Origin of the sequence: Actinokineospora auranticolor (genome assembly GCF_002934265.1) — a bacterium.
GTDB classification, from domain to species: Bacteria; Actinomycetota; Actinomycetes; order Mycobacteriales; family Pseudonocardiaceae; genus Actinokineospora; species Actinokineospora auranticolor.
In genome coordinates this window covers 68,220-92,301 of sequence record NZ_PTIX01000025.1, presented here as the reverse complement: position 1 = coordinate 92,301, position 24,082 = coordinate 68,220, and the positions used below count along the sequence as shown (strand labels likewise).

Sequence of the window (24,082 nt, the reverse complement as noted above, 5' to 3'; positions counted from 1 at the left end):
GGCACTTCACCGCTGGGTCAGCGAGTCGGCGAATCTCCGCCACGCCTCGGCGTTGGCGCGCGCCAGGTCCGCGACCTCGCCCCGGTGGTGGGCCGCGACGATGCTGGTCAGCCGGGTCCACTCCGCCTGGCCGAGCGTGCCCGCCTCCAACCACCGGAGCAGGACCCGCCCGGCGTCGGTGAACCGCATCGACGGGTCTCGGCGCAGGATGCGCAGCGCCCGCACCCGGTCATCCGCGTTCGACCCGGTCGCCTGCGCGGGTTCGGCCCTCGGCTTGCGCTCCCGGTCGCCCTCGGCTGCCCGGCCGCGCTCCGGCACCGGGTCCGCCCCGCGCCGCAGCCGCTCGCGCACGTCCCACGCCGTCGACAGCGAAACCCCCGCCGCCCGCGCGATGTCGCGCAGCGGGGCCTGCGGGCTGTCGGTCATCAGCTTGACCGCCAACCGGCGGCCCGCCGCCCCGTCGAGCGGCCTGGTGCGGCCGTCGCGCCCCAGGCGGGCGCCCGCCTGCGGCCCGGCCGAGGGCGAGCGCCCGCGGATGCTGGAGACCGTCTTCGCCGAGAGGCCGGTGGCCTTGGCGATGGCCCGGTCCGACCAGTCCGGGTGGGTGCCGATGATCCGCGCCGCGGACGCGGTGCGGTCGCGCATGGACAGCGGCAGCCCGTGGGTGACGTTGGACTCGACCGCGAGCACGAACGCCTCGTCCTCGTCGCCGTCGAAGAAGCGGACCCCGATGGTGTCGTGGCCGCGCATGACGGCCGCCTGCAGGCGGTGCATGCCGTCGATGATCCGCATCGTGGCGCGGTGCACGATGATGGGTGGCAGGTCGTTCTCCGAGTCCGCCAGCGCGCGGATGTGCTCGACGTCCTCCCCGCCCAGCCGCGGCGAGTCCGACGGCAGCAGCGCCCGGACCGCGACCACCTCGACGGCCTGCGCGCCCCCGTGCTGCCGCCACCGCCCCAGCGCCGACCACCCCGAGGTGCTCGGCTCCGGATCCGGTTGAACCTCCCCGGTCATGTTCCCCCCCAACAAACAACGGTGTGCGGTTCTTGTGGAGCGCCCGGGTCCACCGCGTCCGGGCGCGTGGCAGGTCAACTCCGCTGGGCCCCGCCGCGTCCGGTGACCGCCGCGACCACCAGCAGGACGACCCAGATCCCCGCCGGGAAGACCCAGTACGGGAAGGGCCAGTTCGACCCGGTCAGCCCCAGTACCAACCAGACGAACACGGCGATCAGGCACAGCACCCCCCACCACGTCAGCACCCTGCGCCAGTTGGCAGAAACATTGCTCATTTCCTGGTGTCCGCCTATTCTTGAGTTATCACTCGATTACGCCGAGTCTTTTCCTCGGTCGTTACCTGGCCATACCTGCGCGGCCGCCCATATTTTCCGTGGGCACGCGGAGCCGATGTCATCGGGCGCGGATGCGGCTTAGGTGTCGTGGAGTCAAGGTACCAGGAAACCGTGCTCGGATAAACCGGCGGCTGGTTTCGCGGGCGTCGCGCTCGGCTTGCCGGTGCCGCCTGAAATGCACCACATTCGGGCGGCTTTCCTGAACAGTAGATTAACTCGAACCGTATTGCAGATGTCCGACCGGCGGTGAAACGGTGTTGAAGCCGGCCAGTGCGGCGGTGGCCATCGCGGTCACGGCGGGTCCCAGCGCGGCGCCGACATCGGGCGCGAACCGCGGCGAGTGGTTGGGTTCCAGCGCGGCGAGCTTGGCCGCGGCGCCTACCCCCGGTGTCGCGGCCCACCGCCGCGGCCCCACGACCCCGACCATCCAGTGCACGAGGTCGATCCCCCTGCCGCCGTGCAGATCGGTGCCCGCGGGACCGAACAGCGCGAAGTCCTCGCACGCGGTCGCGGGCGGCCAGGCGGCAACGCGCGCGGCACCGAACTCGGCGGTGTGCGCGGCCCGCACCCACCGCGCCGTCGGCCCGACGGATTCGGTCACCGGTGTCCGCGCCACGACCTCCACGGCACCGCGCACGGACTCCGTGCACTCCTCGGCGACAATTCGCCGCACCGCAGCGATGACGCCGTCCAACGCGTCTTCCGCGAATGCCCGGGCCATCACGGAAAGCGTCACTTCCTCGGGTACCACATTCACGCTCACACCCGCGAGCAAGGCCCCAACGGTCACCATCGCGGTTTCCCCGGTGGGTGAAACCGCCTCGACCCGCAAGCGTGTGGCGAGCGCGGCCAGCGCGCCGACGGGATCGACGCGAGCCGTTGCCGCGTGCCCTCCCGGCCCCCGCAGCACGACCCGCAGCACCACCCCTGCCGCGAGCGCGGGCCCGTCGGCAGCGTGCGCCACCACCGCGGCGGGCAGCGGCGCGCAGTGCTGCGCCAGCACCGCGTCCGGCACTCCGAACCGCTGGTACAGACCATCCGCCAACATCGCCGCGGCACCCCGCAGCGTCTCCTCTTCCGGCTGCCCGACCACCACCAAAGTCCCACGCCACCGGTCGGTGGCCGCGGCGAGCACCCGTGCCGCCCCGGCCACGGCCGCCAAGTGGAAGTCGTGCCCGCAGGCGTGCGCCACCGGTGTGCGCACGCCGTCGGGGGTGGTCGAGACGACGTCGCTCGCGTAGGCCAACCCGGTCCGCTCCCGCACCGGGAGCGCGTCGAGTTCCGCCCGCACCAGGACCCGCCGCCCGGGACCGTTGCGCAGCACCCCGACGACCCCGTGACCACCGACCCCGGTGGTCACCTCGAAGCCGTCGGCCCGCAGCCACCGCGCCAACGCCGCCGCGGTCGCGACCTCGGCGCCCGACAGTTCTGGTTCCCGGTGCAGCCCGAGGTAGAGCACCAGGGCTTCCCGCACCACCGACGGCGCGCGGGCGAGGAGGTCGGACACGGTCAACTCCAGCGGTGTCGGTCGCTGACACGAGGTGTCAACGCGGTGAGAGCCGGTTGTGGGTGGGGTTGGGCTGGAATGGGCGGCAGGGGACCGGCGACGGCGCCGGACCGCCACCAGAGGGAGGAACCGTGAACGACCACAAGGGGTTGGCTTCGCTGGCCGACGAGATCCTGCGGCTGGAGACCGAGACGTTCGAGATCTCGGACTACGCCGACACCAACGACGTCGTGCTCGCCGCGTGCACCAGCTCCAGCAGCACGAGCACCTGCAGCAGCACCACCAGCACCACCAGCTGCAGCGCGTGAGCGCGGGTGGCCCGCCCGCCCGTCGGGCGGGCCACCGACCGGCGGGTCAGGGGAACGGGTGCGGCACGCGGCGGATCTCCCGGGCCGCGGCGCGCAGGCGGGGCATCGTCAGCGCGCGCTGGCGGGCCCAGCCGAAGTCGATCGGCAGCAGCCCGGGCACGATCACGCACACCGTGCGCAGCCCCAGTCCCAGCTGTTCCGGCGTGGTCTGGTCCACTACGACCACGTCGAACCCGGCCTCCGCCAACAACCCGAGCACGAACCGGATGTCCTCGACCAGGTCGAGCGCCCCCGGCCGCAGCGCGGCCCAGTCCCGGTAGGCCTCGGCCACCGCCAGCGTCGCCACCGGCTCCAGGTACGTGCGGGAATGACCCAGCATGCTCGGCAACCCGTGCAGCCGCGCGTGGTCGGGCAGCGTGACGACCTTCGAGTAGTCCACCGACATCTCGCGCAGTTCGTCGGCGTACTCCGTTACCTGGCGCGGTAGGTGCGGGATGTAGGTCAGCACTTCCGACAGCGCGGCCTCCAACGCGGTCTCCGGGTCCAGGCTCGCCCCCGCCGCGAAGGACAGCGCGCCCGGCCCGCCGTCGCGCCGGACCGCCAGCCCGGTCACCACCGGCACCGGCAGGTCGCTGCGGGTGTCGAACGCGTGCACGTCGTAGCCGTGCAGCGCCGCGCGCCGCACCATCGCCCGCACCGCCGTGCCGCGCGCGCTCGACAGGTCCAGTTCGATCACGGGCGCGTTGCCGTACCAGGACAGCAGGAACGCGTCGCGCTCCAGCAGTTCCAGCAGCCCGGCGAGGACCGCCTCCTCCAGGCTCCCGCCGATCGCGCAGCCGTTGGAGCACTCGAACACGAAGTTGTCCGCCGCGCTGCCCGCGCTGTAGTGGCTCAACCGCGACGGCACCAGCACCGGCCGCTCGTCGCGCAGCGAGTACCCGCGCTCCCAGGGGATCTCCCGCGCCGGGTCGAACGGCGCGACCATCGGGTCGGTCGCGTAGGTCTCGTCCGAGTACACCCCGCACGTCCGCGGGTCGAGCGCATCCGCGCCCAGGTCGTCGTACGCGGCGACCACCAGCCCGTCGCGCCACCGCCGGTGCGTGCCCGCGTAGCGCTCCAGGCCCTCCAGGAACGCCAGGTCCCGGCTGAGCCCGTACGAGTCCGCCTGCCCGCTCCAGGACACCTCGTTGAGGCCCGCGTACCCGCGCACCAACGCGGTTCCCGCGGCGGGCGCCGTCGTCGGCGACGTCACGTCCAACGACACCACCGGCCCCAGCACGCCGCACACCGGGTTGGCCAACGAGTTCGCGGGCAGGGCGTACGACCCCGGTTCCCGCAGTCGGAAGGTGTCCCGGTCCGGTTTCACCCGTGGGCGCAGCCGGTAGTCCGGCCACCCGCCCGACGTCGGTCCGCAGTGCGGGCACAGCGGCTCGGGCAGCAGGGACACCGTATGGACGGCCAAAGTGGACAGTGCGAGCCGCGATACCCGGGACGTCCCGGTATCGGGCTCACCGTACCCGCGCCGGTACAACGCCCAGACGGCGTCGACGACGTACTCGGGCAGCAGCGGCCATTCGGCACCGCCCCGCACGCCATGACCCGTCTCGACGGCCTCCCGCTCCGCGCGCGTCCGCAGCCGCTGCCACCGGATCGCCAGGCACAGCCCACAGCCCGCGCCCCGCGGTCCGACCAGTACGGAGTCACCGGTCAGGTGCACGTTCGCCGCCGCCACCGCCGCCACCGCGGCGGTCTCCAAAGCCGTCGCGTTCCGCACGCCCAACGCGGTCACCACCGGAGCCGGGCCGACCGGGTCCGCCGCGTGCCGGGTGCCGAGGGCGCGCTGGAGCAGGCGCCGGGCCCGCGCGAGCGGGGCGGGCGCCGGTGTCGTGGTCGTCATGTGTCGTTGCTCCAGCGGAACACGCGCAGGGCCACGGCGGCGAACAGCAGGGAGAAGCCGCCGAGCGCGGCGGCGGCCACGGCCACCTCGGTGAGGTCGCCCCGGCCCGCCAGCGACGCGGCGGCGCCGTCGTTGAGGTAGCGCAGGGGCAGCGCCCGCGAGATCGCGGCCAGCCACGGCGGCATCATGTCCACCGGGAAGAACGACCCCGAGACGAACGCCATCGGCAGCATCACGCAGTTGGCCACCGCCGCCACACCCTCCGGCGTGTTCGCCACCGACCCGACGATCATCCCGATCGCCAGGAAGGCCACGATCGCCAGCAGCAGCAACGGGATCAGCAGCGGCCAGGACCCGGCCAACCGCAGCCCCAGGAACGGCAGCAGCGCCACGCCGACGAACAGCAGCGTCTGCAGCAGGCCCATCACCACGGCCAGCGCGTACCGGGAGGCCAGCACCGACAGCAGCGGCGTCGGGGTCATCCGGATCAGCCGCAGGATGTCGTCGTTGCGCCACTGCATCAGGGTGAACGCCACCCCGAACACCGCCGCGTTCGCCACACCCCAGGACAGCACCCCGGGGGCGATGTAGTCGATGTAGCCGCGTCCGGTCTCCTCGACCCGCTGGCCCGAGAAGATCACGCCGAACACCACGAGGAACACCAGGGGGAACGCGAAGGTGAAGAACACCGTCGTCAGATCCCGCCCCGCGGCGCGGATCCCCGCGCCGGTCAGCGCGCCGTACCCGCGCATCAGGCCTCCGCCCCGGTCAGCCGCAGGTACACGTCCTCCAGGTCAGCGGTGCGCGTCTGCACGCCCGCCAGCCCGATCAGGTCGTCCAGCGCGGACAGCACCCGCGCCGTGGCCATGGTTTCCAGCACCACCGCGCCACCGCTGACCGACACCCGGTCCACGCCGTCGATGCCCGCCGCCCGCTCCGGTGTGATCCGGTCCTCCGGCACCAGCACCCTGGTCGGCAGTCCCGCGCCGCCCACGAGGTTCACCGGCGTGTCCAAGGCCACCACCCGGCCCGCCACGACGATCGCCACCCGGTCGCACAGCGCCTCGGCCTCGTCGAGGTGGTGGGTGGTGTAGACGATGGTGCGGCCCGCGCCCTTCAACTCGCGCAGCACCCGCCACAGGTCCCGGCGGGCCTGCGGGTCCAGCGCCGCGGTCGGCTCGTCCAGGAAGATCAGTTCCGGCTCGTGCGCCAGCGCGGACGCGATCGCCAACCGCTGCCGCTGGCCGCCGGAGAGCTTCTCCACCCGCCGGTCCGCGTGCTCGGTCAGGCCGACCAGCGCCAGCCCGTGGTCCGCGGCCCGCGCCGCGGGCACGCCGTAGAGCCGCGCCACCGTCTCCAGGTGCTCCCGCGCGGTCAACCGGGCGAAGAACGCCGACTTCTGCGTCTGCACGCCCAACCGGGGCAGCAACGCCACGTCCCGGGGCACCGGCGGGTGCCCGAGCACCGACACGGCGCCCGAGTCCGCGACCCGCAGCCCCTCCATGATCTCGATCAGCGTCGTCTTGCCCGCCCCGTTGGGGCCGAGCACGCCGAAGAACTCACCCCGCCGCACCCGCAGCGAGATCCCGTCGACCGCGCGCACCGTGCCGTACCGCTTGCGCACGTCCGACAGCACCAACGCCGCGTCCGGCTCCGCCGGTCCGCTCATCCGTTCCCCCTCGGTCCACTGGGGCGCGCCGCGCCCGCCCGCCGCGCCCTGACCCACCGCGTGATCGAACCCGCGAGCAGGAACAGCAGCAGCGCAACGGGAACGGCGACGGCGAGCGCCCCGATCCGTTGTCCCCACAGCAGGTGGCTGACCACCACGAGCCCCACGCCCAACCCGCCCACCACCAGCACCGCCCCGACGCCGTAGGCGGCGTAGGCGCCCCGGCTCGCCCGGGGGTAGTGCGCCACCGACCGCCCGCGCCGGGCAAGCGACCCGAGGAACCGGGCGCTCTCCGCCGCGAGGTCGATCATCCCCAGCGCGTGGCTGACCATCTTGTAGCCGTCGAGCGGGGGCAGTGGGACCAGGTTGCTCAACCCCTGGAGGCTACCGAGTAGCAGCAACGCCGACAACGCCTGCCGCGTCGGTGATCCGGTGGGCTGCGCGCACCAGGCCACGACGAACGGTAGCAGCAGCACCAGGTTCACCGCGGGCCCGGCCGCGGCGGCCAGCACGCGGTCGCGGCGGCGGAGGAGGAAGAGGTAGTTGTCCACGCGGCAGTACATGATGGCCACCGGCAACCGCCACTTCAGCCCGATCTCCCCGACCCGACCGCCGCGCGCGTGTGCCACCACCCCGTGCCCGATCTCGTGCGCGGTGACCGCGAACCACAGCAGGACCACGACCAGCACCAGGTCGAGGGGCCTGCCGAACACGGCACCGGTGTCCGCGACGAGCTCGGGCACCCGGGTGGCGAGCACGACCTGCGCGGCCACCGCCGCCAGCAGCAGCGGCACCGCGACCCACGGGCGCAGCAGCGGGCCGAGCAACCGCAGGACCCGGCCGACGAACACGTCCGGGTCCCGCACCAGCAGTACCTTGCCGCGCAACACCGTCGACCGCGCCTCGGTCCGGGTGGACCGGTCCACCGCGACCGCGCTTCCCTGACCCGCCAACAACTCGCGGGCACCGAGCAGGCGCAGCAGCTGGGTCCAGCCCACCGGGTCGAGCCTGCGCTCGAACCGCCGCGCGTACTCGGCGCCGATCTCGGCCAGCGTGCGCGTCCCGTCCAGCCTGCTGATCAGGAAGTGCTCCTTCGGCCCCACCTCGAAGCTCCGCTCGCCGTCCGGGTGCCGGATCAGGTGCACCACCACCGGACCCCGGATCAGCGCCGGGCTCAGCTCCGTGCCCGCCCGCAGCGCGGGCCGGGCGTCGAGGAAGGCGGCGGCGGTCACACCGCGCTCCCCACCCGCACCGCCCGCGCCAGCGCGTACGACAGGTACGCCTCGTCGCGGATGGTGGCGTTGAGCCGGTTGTTGGTCATGTGCAGGTACGGCGACAGCAGCCGCTGCAGGGCGTCGGCCGGGTCGGTCACCACCTCGTCGGCGGTGCCGTCCCACGACCGGAACTCCAGCGCGCCCCGCACGGCCGCCGAGACCACCGCCGCGCGCAGCCGCCGGGCGTGCGCGGCCCAGGTGTCCAGCGGCGCGGGCAGCCGGTCGGCGCGGTCCCCGGTGAGCGCGTCGAGCACCCGCGCGGACCGCGCGGGCAGGGCCTCCGCGCTGCGGTCGTAGGCGCGGGCGTACTCGTCGGTGCCGATCAGGTCCGTCCCCGCGAACGCCCGGTGCCAGAACACGTGGTAGCGGTCGAAGTACTCGGCGAGTTCGCCGCGGTCGGGCAGGAACGTGCCCGCCAGCACCAGCATCAGCTGGGCGCACAGCCCCAGCTGGACCGACCGCAGGTGCAGGTTCATCCCGGCCAGCGCGTCGATCACCAGGTCGGTGGAGTGCCGGAAGTGCCACTCCGCGAGGTCGACCCCCGCCAGTCCGCCGTACTTGCCGTACTCCGGCTCGTACGGCTCGAAGCTGTGGCTGTTGTTGGGCCGCAGTACCATCCGCCCGTCGGGCCCGGTGAACCGCGCCCGCTCGGCACCGGAGAACTCGAGGGCGAACAGCGTGTCGTACAACTCGTGCAGGAACCCGCTGTCGACCTCGTACAGCGCGGGTCGGGCGCGCAGGAACGCCGACACCGCCTCGGCCATCCGCGTCCGCACCGGTTCGACCGCCGCGTCGGACGCGGGCCGCACCCGGACCCGCACGTGCGGCCCCTCCAACCAGTAGTTGATGAAGAAGTGCCCGGTCGACAGCCCGTCCGCGGCCAACTCGGCGAACAGCGGCCGCACGCAGTTGAGCAGCAGCGGCCGGGGGTTGGCGGCGTAGAACACGTGCAGCGCCTGCCACGGCCCGGGTTGTTCGGCGGCGGTGGTCATCGGTCCCCCTCCTCGCGGTGGATCGGGTGCGTCTCCACGGCGATCTCCGCGACGTGGCCGCCGCGCGCGGAGACCACGTGCGTCTCGTCCGCGTCGGGCAGCGCCTCGGTCAGCACCACCCGGTCGCCCGGGTCGGTGATCAGCGCTTCCAGTGCCAGCAGCGACAACTGGCTGTCGAAGTCGACGTACTGCGGCTTCGACGTGACCGGGCCGCGCGCGCTCGCGCCGGTCACGGTGGCGAACACCCGTTCCGGCACGCCGTGCGCGCGCCGCCAGCGGTGCCAGGCGAGCAGCCACTCCGGGTCGCCCGCTCCGGGGGCGCGCAGCGGCAGCGCCCCGGCCGTGGTCTCCCACGCGCGGCGGGCCAGCACGAGCGGACCCAGCCGCAGCCGCGGCCGGCGGGCGACCCCGTCGACCGCGGTCGCGGGCACCCCGCCCCAGGGGTCCAGGCGGGCCAGCGACGCGGGGGAGAGCAGCAGCAGGGTCCGCGCGATCTCCGGCAGCGCCAGCGGCACCAGGTAGCCCAGGTACACCGGGATCACCTCCCGGCCCAGCCGGTTCGACCGCAGCACCAGCCGGTCCGCCTCGGCGTCGTGCGCGACCACGAGGTCCGCCAACGGGATGCGGTGCTCCGCGTCGACCGTGCTCACCTCGCCGGGCACCACGATCTGGTACGGCGTGAGCCGCCCGTGCAGGTTGAGGTTCGTCGTCACCTGACCGCCGGTCACCTCCGCGAACACCGCGCCCGGCGGTTGCAGCCGCCGCGCGGTCCGCAGCAGGGTCCCGGCGAGGTCGTCGTCGGGGAAGCAGTGGGTGAACCGGCTGAACGGGAAGAACAGGCCGCCGTAGGACTGGTTGACCACCGCCACCGTCCCCGGCCCGCGCTCGGCCACCTGCAGGAAGTGGCTGTAGGGCTGGAAGTCCACGCCGGTCGGGGGCAGCGCCGCGGCCACCGCGTCGACGAGGTCGCCGTCCAGCTCGACCTCGACCGCGCCCGGGCCCGCCGCGTCGGCCAGCGCCCGGATCCGCGCGGTGAACACCCGGCGCGCCGAGTCCAGCGCGACCAGCGCGGGCAGTCCGAGCCAGTTGGTCTCGGGGACGTACTCGCCGTCGGCGTCGAAGGCCTGCCGCGCGGCGGCGAAGCGGGTGTACTGGTTGTAGAAGTCCTCGTGGAACTCGTGCACCAGGCCCAGCACGTCCGCGCACCGACCGCCCCGGCCGTGTCGGGCCACGAAGTACCCCAGCAGCGTCAGCCGCTGCGCCACCACCAGGTCGAACGCGGGCAGGAGCCTGCGCAGCTGCCGCAGCGGCTCCTCGACGAGCTCGGCCCAGTCCGCCCGCGCGGTGGCGGGCGCGCCCGCCCGGACGTCCTCGTACACCACGGTCCGCGGCAGCCCGACCCGCTCGCCGCCCAGCCCGTCGAGCACCGCCCGCAGGTCCCGGCGCAGCGCCGCCAGCAGCTCGCGGCGCAGCTCGACACCGGCGCCGGGGAACCGCCGCAGGTGCTCGGCGGGCCCGCCGAGCGCGTCGGCCAACTCGCGAGCCCACGGCCGGTCGACCGCCACCAGCGCGTCGCGGAAGCGGGCCAGCGGGTCGGCGGTGTGCGCGTCGGTGTCGAGCACCGGCACCCGCAGCAGCCCCAGCCGCACCAGCGCGTCGAGGTAGCGGTCGCACTCGTCGGCCGGAACGCCGAGGTCCTCGGCCAGCCAGGCCACCAGGTCCCGGTAGCGGTGCGGGCCGGTCGCCTGCGCGAACACGCCGAGCAGCCGGTCCAACGCGCCGCTCCGGCGCAGGTAGAACAGCTTGTCCGACACCGCGTCGAAGGTGACGGCCGCGTCGGCGTCGCCCGTGGTCACCCAACGCCGCACGTACCGGACCCGGTCGGGGTCGCGGGCGAAGTCCGGGGTGGGGGCCACCGGCAGGTCGCCGCGGCGGTCCGGGTCGGCGAGCAGCAGGTCGGTCAGCCGGGCCAGCACCACCACGTTCAGCCGGACGTGGCCCACCCAGTCCTCGCCCGCGGGCAGGGACCGGCCGGTGCGCGGGCCGGTGTCGAACCGGCCGAGCGCGACCCCGGTGAACGTGCTGAACGGGCTGGTCTTCGCCGCCGACCGGTACAGGTACGACAGCAGCGACCGCTCGATCCGCCGGGTCCGCTTGTCCGGCTTCCCGGGTCGGTCGGCCAGGTAGCCGTCGAGCTGGCCGTCCAGGGTCGGTGAGGCCAGCAGCATCCCGGCGCGCAGGCGCGGCTCGGTCGCCAGCGCGCGCAGCGCGGTCCGGGACCTGGCCAGGTCGGCGGCGACCGGTCGGGTGCCCGCGGCGAGCAGGTCGACCAGCGCCCGCCTGCGCCGCGTCCAGTGCGCCACCCGGTCGCCCAGGGCGGGGTCCAGCGACCCGACCACCGCGCCCGGGTCGCCGACCGGGACGCGGTTGTTGAACAGGTCCCTGCGGAGGCGCAGCAGCGCGCGGCGAGTGCCGTCGTCGGCGGCGTGCACCACGTCGTGCACCGCGTCGCTGAGCTCCCGCCCCTCGGCGGTCAGGTCCTCCTCGGCGCGCAGCACGGCGTCGACCCACCGCCTGCTCGTCGGGCACCGCAGGTCGCGCAGCGCGGCCAGCGGCAGACCCGCGACGCGCACCACGAAGTGCTCGCCCAGTCGCGCGGTCGGTTCGGCGGCCACAGCCACCTCGGGGGGAACGGTGTCTCGATCGATCATCGGCTCAGGCGATCTCGTGCCGGAAGTCCGCCGGTCGCGCGCTGTCCCGCCCGACCAGCATGAGCAGCAGCGGCAGCTCACCGGATCCCGCCAACCCGAGCTCCTCCACGTAGGACACGTTGTCGAACCCCAGCGCGACGCCGCAGCCGAGGTCGAGCGCGGCCGCGGTGGTGTAGGTGCTCTGCGAGATGGCCCCGATGAGCGCGTTCACCAGCCGGTAGCCGCGCGGCCCGACGGCGTCGAGCACGGCGGCCGTCCGGGCGGCGGGGACCAGCACCGCGGCGCACCGCTCCAGGTTGTAGTTGGCCAGGAAGTAGTTGCGCTGCAAGAACTCCCCGGGTGCCCCGGGGCGCACTTCGCGCAGCGCGTTCGTGGCGGGCGCGTACTCGTAGACGCCCGCGGCGACACCGTGCACGTGGTTGACGAAGACGTACAGCTTCGCCAGCGCCGGGGGAGTGGCGCCGGTTTCCGCGTCGCTGTCCAGCGCGGTGCCCGCCGCGGCGGCGAGCAGCGCGGCGAGCTGCCCGGCCCCGATCGGCCTGCCGTCGAACCGGCCGAAGCTGCTGCGCCTGCGGCGCAGCGCGGCCCGCACGTCCGGGTCGGTCGACTCGGGGTCGGGCAGCGGGTGCCACCGCGCGCCGGGGTCGGCCGGTGCCACGGCACCCGCGGCGACGGCCCCCGGTGCGGGGCGTTCGGTGGCTACCCGGGCCGCCTCCACCTGCAGGGTGGTGACGGTCTCGAACTCCAGCACCCGGCGCGACTTCTCCAGGTCGGCGTGCCGCACCGCGGCCGCCGCCCCGGCGGTGGCGGGCAGCGGGTCGCCCCACCGCAGCGGCACGACCGCGAACACGCCCTCCGCGCGGTTGTCGATGCCGAGCAGGTCGGCGAGCCGCGCCTCGTCGAACCACAGCAGCGGCGCGATCCGCAGCCCCGCCGCCGCGGCCCACAGCCGCCACGTCCGCACCACCGTGCCGACGTCCATGGACACCGCGTGGTAGCAGAAGCTGTTGTACTTGAACGCGTTCTGCCAGTACTTCACGCCGAGCACCAGGTACTGGTCCACGCCGTCGGTCCGCTCCGGCGCGGCCAGCGCGGCGGCCACCTCCGCCGACACGTCACCGGCCAGCAGCCGGTGCGCCGCGTGCCCGCCCGGCGCGTAGTGGTAGACCCCCGGCAGCACCGGACCGGCCGCACCGCTCACCCAGTAGATCGACACCGGGTACAGGCCGCCGCCGGACGCGGTGCCCCGCGACCAGCCGCCGTGCTGGTAGCGCGGCAGCGACCCCAGGTCCTCGTTGGCGTGCACGCCCAGCCTGCGGCCCAGCAGCCCGTAGGAGTCGCGCAGCATGCCGCCCAGCAGCGGCAGGGTGAACCGGCCGTCGGGCGCGGGCGCCGGGGCCGCGTCCGGCAGCGGGAACGCCGCGCTGCCCGGGTAGGTCTTCCACTTGCGCGGCCGGTCCGACCAGTCGGGGGTGAACCCGACCGGCGCCATCGGCTCGCGCCCGCGGCGCAGCACCGCGGCGGCGTACTCGTGGGCGAAGCTCATCGCCTGCTCCTTGGTTCCGGGACGGTCAGGGGAACGGGTGCGGTGCCGGGGTCAGCTCGTCCGGCCGCAGGTCGCGGTCGAGCAGCCCGGCCGCGCGGGGCGCGGTGCGGGTGCGGGCCATCGTCCTGGCCCGCTGCCTGCGCCAGCCGAAGTCCAGCGGCAGCAACCCGGGCACCAGCACGCTCGCGGTGCGCAGCCCGAACCGCTCCTGCTCCGGGCTGGTCTGGTCCACCGCGATCACGTCGAAGCCGTGCGCGGTGACCTCGTCGACGCACCGGGCGAGGTCGGTCCGCAGGTCGTCGGCCAACCGGGGCGCGCCGAACGCGGCCGACAGTTCGGTCGGCGGGGCGTCGGTGTCGAGCAGGAACCGGGCGTGCCGGGTCATCTCCGGCAGCCCGTAGAGGAACGGGTGGTCGTGCAGCGAGACCACGAGGTCGAAGTCGTCGGCCAGCCGCCGCAGCCGCGGCTGGTTGCGCCGGGTGCGGCCGGGCAGGTTCACCGAGTCCGTCGCGATCTCGCGCAGCGCGGCGCCCAGCGCCCGCGCCGGGTCCAGGCTCGCGCCCGCCCCGCAGCACAGCGCGCCCAACCCGCCGTCCGCGCGGGTGGCCACCGCGGTCACCACGGGGATGTCGAAGGTGATCCGGGTGTCGAAGAACCGGGCCCGGTAGCCGTACATCGCCATCCGCTCGACCATGAGCCGGTCCCCGGTGGCCGCGGACCCGTCGACGCGCAGCTCCGGCAGGGACAACCCGCCGTACCAGGCGAGGAGGAACGCGTCGCGCTCCACCACCTCCAGCAGTCCGAAGTAGACGGCCTCGGTGAGGCTCGACCCGGACGCGCACCCGTTGGAGCTCTCCTGCACGAACCGCTCCGCCGGGTCCCGGCTGTGGTAGTAGGTCAGCACCTCCGGCACCAGGACCGGCCGCTCGTCGCGCAGCGAGTAGCCCCACACCCAGGGGATCGGCCGGTCCGGGGTGAACGGCGCCACGCCGGGTTCGCCGTCGTGGAAGGCGTCCGCGTACAGCCCGCACTCGGCGGGGTCCAGCGCCGCGCCGCCCAACGCGGCCAGGGTGTCGACCACGACGGTCCGCTTGGCCCGCGGCCGCATCCCGGCGTGCCGCTCCAGCCCCTCCAGCACGCCCACCCGGGCGCTGGCCGCGTAGTCGTCCTCGTGCCCGCCCCAGTAGGTCTCGCGCAGCTTGTGCGTGGCGCGCAGGGTGAAGTGCCCGGTCACCGGCGACGTCGTCGGCGAGGAGACGTCGAACTCCAGCGCCGTGCCCAGCGCCCCGGTCACCGGGTTGATGAACGCCGCGGCGGGCACCCCGATGTCCGCGGCCCGCCGGGTCCGGAACACCCCCGGCCCCGGCTTGGGCGCCCGCTCCCACTCCGGCGCCGCGGGGGCGTCGGCGCGCCGGTCGCCGCAGCGCGGGCACTCCGGGTCCGGCACCAGCGGGTACCGGCGCACGGACATGGCAGCCGGGTCGACCAGGTACACCACCGGGTAGGGCTCCGCGGCCGCCCGACCGGCCTCGTGCGCGGCCGCGACGGCGGCGGCCAGGTCGGCGGTGAACGGCAGGGCGTGCGGTGACGTCCCCGGCGCCGCCGTCGGCCCACCCAGTTCCAGCGCGTCGCGCAGCGGCACCGGTCGGGTCGCCTGCCAGCGCCGTGCCAGGCACCGGGCGCAGGCCCCGGGCGCGTCGGGGAACGGGCCGACGACCACCTGGTCGCCGTAGAGGTGCACCGGGACCGCGCCCGGCTCCCGCTCGTCGCCGTCCCCGTCGTCGATCGCGTCCCGCAGGCCGAGGGCGCGCACGGCGAACGCCCGGCTCCCGGTGGGCAGCAGCTCGGCGAAACCGGCGGTGACCTGGTGCGCGGTGTCCCCGTGGTCAGCCACCGGTGGCACCGCCGGTCAGCAGCACCCGCGCCACGTGCACGCCACCCGCCGCCAGGTCGGGCGCGGGCCGGGGCACCAGCAGCGGGTCGACACCCCGCGCGCGGAGCCCGTCGTGCAGCGCCGCCCAGGTGGTCGCGGAGGTGACGGGCGCGTCGGCCTCGCCGTCGACCGCCACGGTCTCGGGGGCCAGGTCGGCCACCAGCGGGTCACCGAGGTCGACGGGCGCACCGGTCTCCGCCTTGAGCTGCACCTGGCCGAGCACGTCGCACAGCGCCCGCACCGCCGCCGCGTCCCACGACAGGTCCGCCGCCACCGCCCACACCGGCTCCCCGTCCGCCGCGCGCGCCCGGGCGAACAGCACCGGGACCGCGCCGTCCGGGGCGAGGTCGAGCAGTTCCAGGTCCGCGTCGAGCAGGTCGACCGCGCGCAGCAGGAACGTCAGTTCCGGGCTCGCGCCGTCCTCCGGCACCCGCACCCGGAGGACGGCTGCGGTACCGCGCAGCGCGCCCCGGAGCGCGCGGAAACCCAACGCGGACAACAACCCCCGCCCGGCCGCCTCGGCGGGGGACCGGCCCGCGCCCACACCGGCCGAGGTCGGTTCGACGAGCCGGTCGTGGTTGGCGGGCCCGAACGGGTGCGCCGCCGCGGTCGGCACGAGCACGGTTTCCTTGGTCAGCAGGGACACCGCGGCCGTCCACCCCGTCACCTCGCCGGGCAGACCGGTCGCGGTGTCCAGCCCGCCGAGCCCGACCGCCGCCCCCTCCGCCCGCGCGGCCGGAGGGGGAGCGGCCACGTGGTCGACGTAGACCGCGCCCGCCGCGTCGAGCACCCGCAGCCGCGCCCCGGCCAGGTGGTGCGGGTCGAACGCGGTGACCCGCCGGGGCGCGCCGTGCCCCAAGGGCAGCACCACGGTCGCGACCTTGAGGGGGTTCTGGGTGTGGGACTCGTCGGCGAACGCGGTGACCACGCCCGCGTTGGGCTGCACCAGGCGCATCCGGTCGTTGAGCTCGGCCACCAGGTCGTCGGCGTCCCGCGCGGTCACCGCGGGCGGGATCGGCCGGGTGGTCAGCAGCGAGACGGTCAGATCGGGCGCGGGCTCGGCGGTCTGGGCGCAGCGGGGGCAGCGCGGGTGTGGCAGCAGCGGCTCGGTCGCCACGTCCAGGGTGGCGGTGTCCTGCACCACCACCTGGCCGTCGGTCTCCGCGGGCAGCGCCTGCGTGCGCAGCCGGAACACCTCGTAGCCCAGCAGGTTGCCCACCATCGCGGCCAGCGGTCGGTCCGGTCGCGCGCCGGGTGCGGTGGTCCCGGTGGCGACCGCGCTCCACAGGTCGGCCGCGGCGCCGGTCGAGCCCGCGCCCAACCGCAGCGCCGCGCACGTCCAGCACCCCGCGCGGCCCGCCACCTCCAGCGGTCCGATGACCTGGCGGTCACCGAACACCCAGGCGGGCACGAACGCCTGGCCCTCGGGCACCCCCTCGGTGCTCAACGCGTGCGCGACGGCGACGTCGGTCGTCACCACCACGTCGTAGTCCGCCAGATCGGTCCACTTGGGCGCCCGCTCGACGCGGGTGCGGGCGAACGCGACCGGGCAGCCCGACTCCGCCACCTCCCCGGCCTCGGTCCGCACCTCGTCCCACGCGGCCTCCTCCGCGAACCAGGTGGAGAGCACGTGCACGCGGGAGTTCCCGTTGCGCACCAGGCTTAACGCGCACCACCGCGCCACCTCGTCCCCGCCGAGCACCACGACCCGGGTGTCGCGGAACCGGCGGAACCGCTCGTGCGCGTGGTGGGCGTAGTGGTCCACGTAGCCGATCTGCGCGGCGAACCGACGCGCGACGGGTTCGGTGAGCAGCCGCGCCCCGCTGTCGTCGGCACCCTCCGGCACGTCCCGGGCGAAGCCGCGCTCGTAGAGCAGGTCGACCACGTTCGCGACCATCGCCCGCTGCGGCTCGCCGAGACCCGCGCACAGCCGGGCGACCTCGGTGGTGCCGTCCAGGTGCGGCACCAGCAGCACGGCGAAGCGGTAGGCGTCCGCGCCCCGGACGTGGAACCCGCCCTGGGTGTTGTGGAACAGCACCCCGTCGGGCGCCGCGGTGAACAGCACGTCGCGGCGCAACCGCGGCCTGGTGCGCGCGATCCGGTCGTAGGCGGTCTCCATGGTGTGCCTTCCTCGGCTCGTTTCCGGTGCGCTCACGCGCTGTGGGGCAGGTGCGGGTGCCGCGTGGCCCGAGCCCGCAGGTGCAGGCGGTGCAGGGCGTGCATGCGGTACTCGGCGGGCGCGGTGCTCTCCAGCAGGCAGGCGTCGACCAGCCGCTCCAGCACCGCCTCGGCGGCGGCTTCGGTCGTGCCCAGCGCGCGGGCGGCGGCGGCGGGGTCGACGGGTTCGGGAACCCCGGTCGGCGCGGCCGTGCCCGCGGCCAGCGCGGTGGCCGCGGCGCGCAGGTCCGGTGCCAGCCGGTCCAGCCACGCGTCGAGCACGGCGGGCACCGACAGGTCGTCGCCGCCGGGCAGGGAGAGCGCGCGCAGCGGGTCCGCGCGCAGCCACCGGGTCCAGTCGGCCAGCCGCGCGCCCGGGCGGGATTGCAGGCGCGCGGCCACCACCCGCAGCGCCAGCGGGAAATGCCCGCACAACTCGGCTACCTCGGCCGCCGCGTCGGGCTCCGCGGCCACCCGGGCCGCGCCGAGCGCGCCGGTCAGCAGCGACACCGACTCCGCGGCGGTCAGCGGGCCCACCCGGTGCGCGAGCGCGCCGTCCCGGGCGATCAGGCCGGTGAGGCTGTCCCGGCTGGTCACGATCACCGCGCAGCCCGCGGCGGCGGCGGGCAGCGGTGGGACCTGGTCGACCCGCTCGACGTCGTCGAACACCAGCACCCGGCGCCCGGCGGTGGTCACGGGGGTGCCGGGGTCGAGCACGGCGTAGCCGTCGGGGTAGTCCGCGCGCACGAGCTGCGCGGCGTGCAGCGCCAGCGCCGTCTTCCCCGCGCCCGCCGGTCCGCTCAGCACCACGGTCAACGGGCCGTGCCGGGGCGCGGTGAGCTGCTCGACCACGGTCGCCACCAGCTCGGCGCGGCCCGCGAAGAACGCCACCGGTGTCCGGGTGCGGACCGCGGACCGCGGCCCGGTGCCGTCGAGGTCGTCACCGCGCAGGATCGCCGCCTCCAGCCTGCGCAACGGCGCGCCCGGGTCCACGCCGAGCTCGTCGCGCAGGTATCCCTTGACCCGGCGGTACTCGGCCAGCGCCTCGTCCTGGCGGCCGGTGCGGTACAGCGCCTCGACCAGCTGCTCGGAGAAGCGCTCGTACCCGGGGTGGGCGCGCGCGGTGGCCCACAGGTCGGCCAGCACGACCCGGCTGCGGCCCGCGGCCAGCTCCAGGTCGCCGACGCGTTCGACCGCGCGCAGCCGCTCGTCTTCGAGCCGGGGTACCTCGTCGTGGTGCAGCAGGTCGGAGGCGACGTTGGCCAGCGGCGGTCCCTGCCACAGCGCCAGCGCGGCGCGCAGCCACGCCAGCTCGGCCTCCGGGTCCGGTTCGGCGTCGGCGGTCCGCAGCGCGGCGCGGAACGCCAGCAGGTCCAGGGACCCGGCGTCGGCGACCAGCCGGTACCCGCCGGGGTCGGTGGCGATCGGGTTGTCGGTCACGCCGTGCGCCGGGAAGATCCGCCGCAGCCGCAGCACGCAGGTCTGCAGCGCCGCGCGGGCGCCCGCGGGTTGCCGCTCGCCCCAGATGGCACGGCGCAGGTAGTCGGTGGACACGGTCTCGTTGGCGTGCAGCAGCAGCGCCGCCAGCAGCGAGACCGGCTTGGACGGTTGCAGCACCACGGTTTCCACACCGTCGGTGACCGAGAGCAACCCGAGTACGCGGAACCGGGCTCGCCCGTCCCCCGACGAACTACCCGGTGAACCCCCGGACACCAACTCCGGGACATTCGGCGAAGCCATTTCCCCCACTATCCGAAAGTATTCCGATCGAATCGCTTTCCCGCTTCGTGACCGGCGGGCCGGTCTTCGACTTCGTCAATTTGCCGAAGACCGGCCCGCGGTTCACGGGTTATCGCTTGACCGCGACACCGCACTCGTTGGCGGGTAGGTTGCGGAATCCGTTGTTCACGATCTGCCTGCGGGCGTTGTCGCCGCAGATCCAACCGTTCGCGCCCTTGCCGTCACCGAGGAACGGGCGCAGACCGGCGGGCACACCCGCCCCGGGCCCTTCCTTGCGCACGACGTTGTAGAGGTTGTGCGCGACGATGAAGCCACCGTCGAAGTTGCCCTGCACGACCTTGCGGCGGCCGGTCTCGTCCACCGGGACATCGATGAAGAACCGGGCCGAGGAGAACGGCAGGATCGCGTTCGGGTTGCCGTCCACCGCGGTGTGGTCGTGCTCCTGCACCTCGGCGACGCACGCGCCGGGCGCGGTCAGGCCCAGCTGCTCCAGGAACAGCGCCCGGGTGCCCGAGCCCGCCTGCGGGATCTTCGGCGCGATGGTGTCGCCGGAGAGACCGGGGCGCACCGCGCTCCAGGTGGTGGCCTCGCAGTTGTAGATCCGCACCAGCTCGTCGCGGGTGACGTCCAGCGGCGCGTTGGTCGCCGGGGCGTCCACCACGTAGCGCAGGTCGTCGATCGCGAAGGGCAGGTACACCAGGTTGGCCGGGGTGTCGGCGGCCGGGCCGACCGACGAGCGGGCGAAGTCCACCGCGCGGTTGGCGCGCAGCGCGTCCACGCCCGCCACCGAGCCGTTGGGCCGCTCGATGGTCACCCCGGGCTTGATCTGCACCTGGCCGCCGGTCTGACCGGTCGCCGGGTCGCTGGCGTCGAAGGACGCCACCCGGCGGGCCGCGCCGGTGTCGTAGTTGTAGAGGGCCGAGAGGTCGTTGAGGACCGTCTGCGTGGTGTCCGAGCCGACGCCGACCAGGTCGGTCCAGCGCGGCGTGACGCCGGGGTCGGCGGTGGCCGTGGAAGCCAGGGCGGCGGTGGCCAGCACGGCCGCCCCGATCGCGGTCAGCCCGCGGCGTACGAAGGACGAGCGCATTCGACACTGCTCCTTGTCTTGGGTGGTGTCTATCGGATTTGCACGGCATGGGTGCGTCGAGTCGCTATTTCGCGCACGGCGAATCCACTGCTGCCAAGGTTGAAAGACCGCTACTCGTCTGCCCCCAGAAACGCGCCGGTATCACCGGCGCGGGCACGGTACCCCGTGCCTGGTGCCACGTTAGCCGATCCGCACTCGGGTTGTCTGTGTTTAACGTGCCGATGATCGGGGAAGAATTTGTTTTGCCGGTCGGGTTCGCGCGCGGCGTGTTCGACTGCTGAATTTCCACAGTCGAACACGTCTTTCCGCTGCGCCGGAAGGACCGTGGCGGTCGCGGTACCAAAGAGGACCAAAGGCCCTGGTGCGTCCACTATGGACCCCTGGTCCGTCGCGCCCGCCCGGGCGCGGCTGGGTTCCAAGTGGATGGATCGGCACGGTCACCGCCGCGGTGACCGTGCAGGTGCACTCGCGGCGCCGGTGCGGGATGTGGTGAGCGCGCTGTCCCGGGGCGAACGAGTCGGGGGAGGTGGTCGGGCCGGTAGGCTGGCGCGGATGGTGGCGGGGGAGGGGTGGCGTGACAGCGGGGGTTGGGGCGCAGGGGCAGGACCTGCTGAGCGAGCTGCTGCGGCCGATCCGCCTCACCGGTGTCTTCCACAGCTGGTGGCATGCGCGGGCACCGTGGGCGGTCGAGGGGGATACCGAGCGGACCTGCGCGGTGCTGCACTACGTCGACGAGGGTGTCTGCTGGATCACCGCGGACGGAACGGCACCCGTTCGGCTGCGCGCGGGTGACCTCGCGGTGTTTCCCACCGGTGTGGCGCACCGGATGTCGGACCGGCCGGAGCGGCGCGGCGTCCCGATCGAACGCCTGCTCTCCGACCGCGCCCCCGGCTCGTCCGAGCACATCACCCTGGGCGGGGACGGGGAGCCGAGCCGAATCCTGTGCGCGGGGTTGCACTTCGACGCGGGTGTCGCCTCATCGCTTTACCGGGCGTTGCCGTGGGTGATGGTGTTGGAGGCGGCGCGGATCGCCGAGGAGCCGTTGTTGCGTGAGGTCATCGACCTGCTCCTCGGTCACCACGGTGATGGGCCCGGCGCGCAGCTGATCACGTTGCGGGTGTTCGAGATGGCGTTCGTGCTGACCCTGCGCCCGCTGCTGCAAGGCATGCTGGAGCGGCCGGAGGTGCTCGCCGCCGCGCGGCACCCGGAGATCGGTACGGCGCTGCTGATCATGTACACCCGGTTCGACGAGCCGTGGACGGTGGAGTCGCTGGCCCGCGAGGTGGGCATGTCCCGTTCGGCGTTCACCGCCTGCTTCCGCAAGCTCGTCGGTGAGGCGCCCGCGGGCCACCTGACGTCCTGCCGGATGCGCGAGGCGGCCCGGTTGCTGGCCGACGCCTCGGTTCCGCTGGGCGTGGTCTCCGCGCGGGTCGGCTACCAGAGCGTCGTGGGCTTCCACTTGGCCTTCCGCAAGTTCTTCGAGACGACCCCGGGCGAATACCGGCAGCTCCACCAGGGCTGAGTCGACTGGACGGTTGTTAAGCGACTCCGGTCGGATACTCGTTGAACCCACTCGCGGACTCGACCACGCTGGGGTCACCGGGTCCTCTGTGGAATCCCGGTTGGGTCAGGTTGTCCGGCGGGGAAAGGGGGCGCGATGGACCGCGCCGCGCGTCGCGCGCTCGCGTTGCTGGCGGGCACCCAGTTCCTGCTCGTCCTGGACACCGCGATCATCAACGTGGCGGCCCCGTCGATCGGCGCGCGGTTCGCGGTCGCGCCCGCCGCGCTGTCCTGGGTGGCCAACGCCTACCTGGTCACCTTCGGCGGGTTGCTGCTGCTCGGCGGTCGCGCCGCGGACCGGTTCACCCGGCGCGGGCTGTTCGCCGCCGGGCTCGGTGTGCTGGTGGTCGGGTCGGCGGCGGGGGCCGTCGCGGGCGGCGTCGGCCAGCTCGTCGCGGCTCGCGCGGTGCAGGGGGTCGGCGCGGCGATCGCGGCCGCGGCGGCGTTCGCCCTGCTCCTCGCGCTGTTCCCGGCGGGTCCTGGGCGCGACCGGGCGCTCGGTGTGTTCGCCGCGATGGCGGGCGCGGGTGGCGCCGCGGGCACGGTGCTGGGCGGTGTCCTGACCGGGTGGCTGGGGTGGCGGTCCACGTTCGCGCTGAACGTGCTCGCGGGTCTGGCGCTCGCCGCGCTCGCGCCGCGGGTGCTGCGCCCGGAGGCGCCGCGCGAGCGGACCGGCGGGTTCGACGTCGGCGGCGCGCTCGTCGGCACCGCCGGGTTGGGACTGCTGGCCTACGCCCTGGTCAACGCCGGTGTCGACGGCTGGACCGGCGCCACCACCCTGGTCACGGGCGGGCTGGCGGTCGCGCTGCTGGTGGCGTTCGCCGTGACGCAGACCAAGGTCGCCCACCCGCTGGTGCCACCGGCGGTGATCCGCAGGCCGATGGTGCGCGCGGCGAACCTGCTCTCCGGTCTCGGGCAGGTCGTGCTGTTCCCGGCGTTCTTCCTGATCAGCGTGTGGATGCAGGACGTGCTGGGCTACCCGCCGGTGCTCGGCGGGCTGGGGCTGCTGCCGCTGTCGTTGACGGTCATCGCGGTCGCCTCCTGTGCGGGGCGGGTGATCGGCCGGTTCGGTCCACGCGCGGTGCTGGTCGGCGGGTTCGGTCTGGTCGCCGTCGGCCTGGCCTGGTTGTCGCGGATCTCGGTGGACGGGTCGTTCGTCGGTGATGTGCTGTTCCCCAGCCTGGTGTTGGGGATCGGCCTGCCGCTGGTGGCGATCACCACCACCGCGGCGGCCACCGCCGAGGCCGCGCCGGGGGAGGTCGGGTTGGCGTCCGGACTGGTCAACACCAGCCAGCAGTTCGGGTCGGTTGTCGGGCTGGCGGTGCTCAGCGGGATCGCCGCGGCGGTCGGCGGACCGGCCGACCCCGACGCGCTCACCGCCGGGTTCTCCCTGGCGTTCCTGGTTTCCGCCGGGCTGGCGTTGCTGGGCGCGCTGTCCGCGCTGTCCCTTCGGCCTAATCATTGGAGGACAAGGAATGTCAGCTGAGAGGCGCTATCTGGTGATCGGCGCGCGGGGCTTCCAGGGTGGGGCAGTTGCCCGTGCTCTGCGTGACCGCGAGGCCATCGGCTTCGTCAGGCCGGGAAGGACCGTTCCGGGATTGCCGGTGGTGGAGGGCGATCTCGCCGACGCGGCAGCGGTGCGCACCGCGTTCGAGGGCGTCACCCACGCGTCGGTGGTGCTGCCCCTGGTGTACGACGCCGACCTGGTGACCACCTACGCGCACAACGTGGTCGACGCCGCCCGCGCGGCCGGGGTGTCCCGGTTGGTCTACAACACCAACACCCCCGTGCCCGACGAGGACACCGGCCTGGCGGCCTACGAGACGCGCCGCGCCGCCGAGCGGGTCTTCCGCGAGAGCGGGCTCCCGGTCGTCGTACTGCGGCCGCCGGTCTACCTGGACAACCTGTTCAGCCCGTGGAACGGCCCCGCGCTGGTCAACGACGGCGTGCTCGCCTACCCGCTGGCCGCCGACCGCCGGGTCGCGTGGATCTCGCACGGCGACCTCGCCGAGGCGACCGTGGCCGCGCTGGACACCCCGGACATCGAGGGCGCGGTGGTGCGGCTCGGCGGCCCCGAGGCCGTCGACGGACCGGGACTCGCCGCCGCCTTCAGCGCCGCGCTGGCCAAGGAGGTGACCTACACCCCGCTCGGCGTCGACACCTTCGAGGCGGCGTTGGCCCAGGTCATGGGTGCGGTCGGGGCCGCGGGGGTCGCCGGGGTGTACCGGTACGCCGAGGTCGCCGCCCCGGACCTCTTCGCCCCCGAACCCCAGCGGCTGCTCGGGGTGCGGTTCGGCCGGATCCGGGACTGGGTCGCGGCGCGGCGGTGGTCGGTGTGGGCGAGTTCCTGAC

18 protein-coding genes are annotated in these 24,082 nt (G+C 74.4%); 4 read left to right on the top strand and 14 right to left on the bottom strand.

Features of this window, described 5'->3' with window-relative positions; translation table 11 throughout:
- Positions 1-6 precede the first annotated feature (6 nt).
- From CLV40_RS30870 to CLV40_RS30865, 3 genes are all read right to left on the bottom strand, one after another.
- Positions 7-1,014, bottom strand: a complete 1,008-nt coding sequence (locus CLV40_RS30870) for a ParB/RepB/Spo0J family partition protein (RefSeq protein ID WP_104482528.1) — start codon at positions 1,012-1,014, stop codon at positions 7-9.
- 74 nt (positions 1,015-1,088) lie between these two features.
- Positions 1,089-1,289, bottom strand: a complete 201-nt coding sequence (locus tag CLV40_RS37530) for a hypothetical protein (protein ID WP_146108310.1) — start codon at positions 1,287-1,289, stop codon at positions 1,089-1,091.
- A gap of 271 nt (positions 1,290-1,560) precedes the next feature.
- The gene (locus CLV40_RS30865; protein WP_181043843.1) at positions 1,561-2,856 is read right to left on the bottom strand and encodes an amidohydrolase; all 1,296 of its coding nucleotides are present in this window, start codon (positions 2,854-2,856) and stop codon (positions 1,561-1,563) included.
- A 131-nt stretch (positions 2,857-2,987) separates the two neighbouring features.
- Between CLV40_RS30865 and CLV40_RS30860 the strand changes: the two genes are divergently transcribed.
- On the top strand, positions 2,988-3,164 hold the full coding sequence (locus tag CLV40_RS30860; protein ID WP_104482527.1) for a thiazolylpeptide-type bacteriocin: 177 nt from the start codon (positions 2,988-2,990) through the stop codon (positions 3,162-3,164).
- A gap of 46 nt (positions 3,165-3,210) precedes the next feature.
- Here CLV40_RS30860 and CLV40_RS30855 read toward each other — a convergent pair whose 3' ends face one another.
- From CLV40_RS30855 to CLV40_RS30810, 11 genes are all read right to left on the bottom strand, one after another.
- Positions 3,211-5,061: a TOMM precursor leader peptide-binding protein gene (locus tag CLV40_RS30855; RefSeq protein ID WP_104482526.1), complete on the bottom strand. Its 1,851-nt coding sequence runs from the start codon at positions 5,059-5,061 to the stop codon at positions 3,211-3,213.
- Positions 5,058-5,813 (bottom strand): ABC transporter permease, encoded by a 756-nt coding sequence (locus CLV40_RS30850; RefSeq protein WP_104482525.1) that lies wholly within the window; start codon positions 5,811-5,813, stop codon positions 5,058-5,060. Before CLV40_RS30850 ends, CLV40_RS30855 begins: the two co-directional genes overlap by 4 nt.
- A complete protein-coding gene (locus CLV40_RS30845; protein WP_104482547.1) occupies positions 5,813-6,730 on the bottom strand; it encodes an ABC transporter ATP-binding protein in 918 nt (305 codons plus the stop codon). Before CLV40_RS30845 ends, CLV40_RS30850 begins: the two co-directional genes overlap by 1 nt.
- Entirely contained in the window at positions 6,727-7,962 is a 1,236-nt protein-coding gene (locus CLV40_RS30840; protein ID WP_181043842.1) for a M50 family metallopeptidase, read from the bottom strand. The genes CLV40_RS30845 and CLV40_RS30840 overlap by 4 nt, the downstream gene beginning before the upstream one ends.
- Positions 7,959-8,996: a lantibiotic dehydratase C-terminal domain-containing protein gene (locus CLV40_RS30835; RefSeq protein WP_104482524.1), complete on the bottom strand. Its 1,038-nt coding sequence runs from the start codon at positions 8,994-8,996 to the stop codon at positions 7,959-7,961. The genes CLV40_RS30840 and CLV40_RS30835 overlap by 4 nt, the downstream gene beginning before the upstream one ends.
- The gene (locus CLV40_RS30830) at positions 8,993-11,707 is read right to left on the bottom strand and encodes a lantibiotic dehydratase (protein WP_104482523.1); all 2,715 of its coding nucleotides are present in this window, start codon (positions 11,705-11,707) and stop codon (positions 8,993-8,995) included. The genes CLV40_RS30835 and CLV40_RS30830 overlap by 4 nt, the downstream gene beginning before the upstream one ends.
- 4 nt (positions 11,708-11,711) lie before the next feature.
- Positions 11,712-13,253 (bottom strand): SagB family peptide dehydrogenase, encoded by a 1,542-nt coding sequence (locus tag CLV40_RS30825; RefSeq protein WP_104482522.1) that lies wholly within the window; start codon positions 13,251-13,253, stop codon positions 11,712-11,714.
- 25 nt (positions 13,254-13,278) lie between these two features.
- Positions 13,279-15,147, bottom strand: coding sequence for a TOMM precursor leader peptide-binding protein (locus CLV40_RS30820; RefSeq protein WP_219824161.1), 1,869 nt, complete (start codon positions 15,145-15,147; stop codon positions 13,279-13,281).
- Positions 15,140-17,305: a TOMM precursor leader peptide-binding protein gene (locus CLV40_RS39155; RefSeq protein WP_219824160.1), complete on the bottom strand. Its 2,166-nt coding sequence runs from the start codon at positions 17,303-17,305 to the stop codon at positions 15,140-15,142. The genes CLV40_RS30820 and CLV40_RS39155 overlap by 8 nt, the downstream gene beginning before the upstream one ends.
- Positions 17,306-17,337: 32 nt before the next feature.
- The gene (locus CLV40_RS39150; protein WP_219824159.1) at positions 17,338-19,083 is read right to left on the bottom strand and encodes an AfsR/SARP family transcriptional regulator; all 1,746 of its coding nucleotides are present in this window, start codon (positions 19,081-19,083) and stop codon (positions 17,338-17,340) included.
- Between the two features lie 109 nt (positions 19,084-19,192).
- Positions 19,193-20,170 (bottom strand): PstS family phosphate ABC transporter substrate-binding protein, encoded by a 978-nt coding sequence (locus CLV40_RS30810; protein WP_104482521.1) that lies wholly within the window; start codon positions 20,168-20,170, stop codon positions 19,193-19,195.
- Between the two features lie 574 nt (positions 20,171-20,744).
- Between CLV40_RS30810 and CLV40_RS30805 the strand changes: the two genes are divergently transcribed.
- The 3 genes from CLV40_RS30805 (at position 20,745) to CLV40_RS30795 (ending at position 24,081) form a co-directional block, all read left to right on the top strand.
- Positions 20,745-21,692 (top strand): AraC family transcriptional regulator, encoded by a 948-nt coding sequence (locus tag CLV40_RS30805; protein ID WP_104482520.1) that lies wholly within the window; start codon positions 20,745-20,747, stop codon positions 21,690-21,692.
- Between the two features lie 135 nt (positions 21,693-21,827).
- A complete protein-coding gene (locus tag CLV40_RS30800) occupies positions 21,828-23,216 on the top strand; it encodes an MFS transporter (RefSeq protein WP_104482519.1) in 1,389 nt (462 codons plus the stop codon).
- Positions 23,206-24,081 (top strand): SDR family oxidoreductase, encoded by an 876-nt coding sequence (locus CLV40_RS30795; protein ID WP_104482518.1) that lies wholly within the window; start codon positions 23,206-23,208, stop codon positions 24,079-24,081. Before CLV40_RS30800 ends, CLV40_RS30795 begins: the two co-directional genes overlap by 11 nt.
- The last annotated feature ends 1 nt before the right edge of the window (position 24,082 follow it).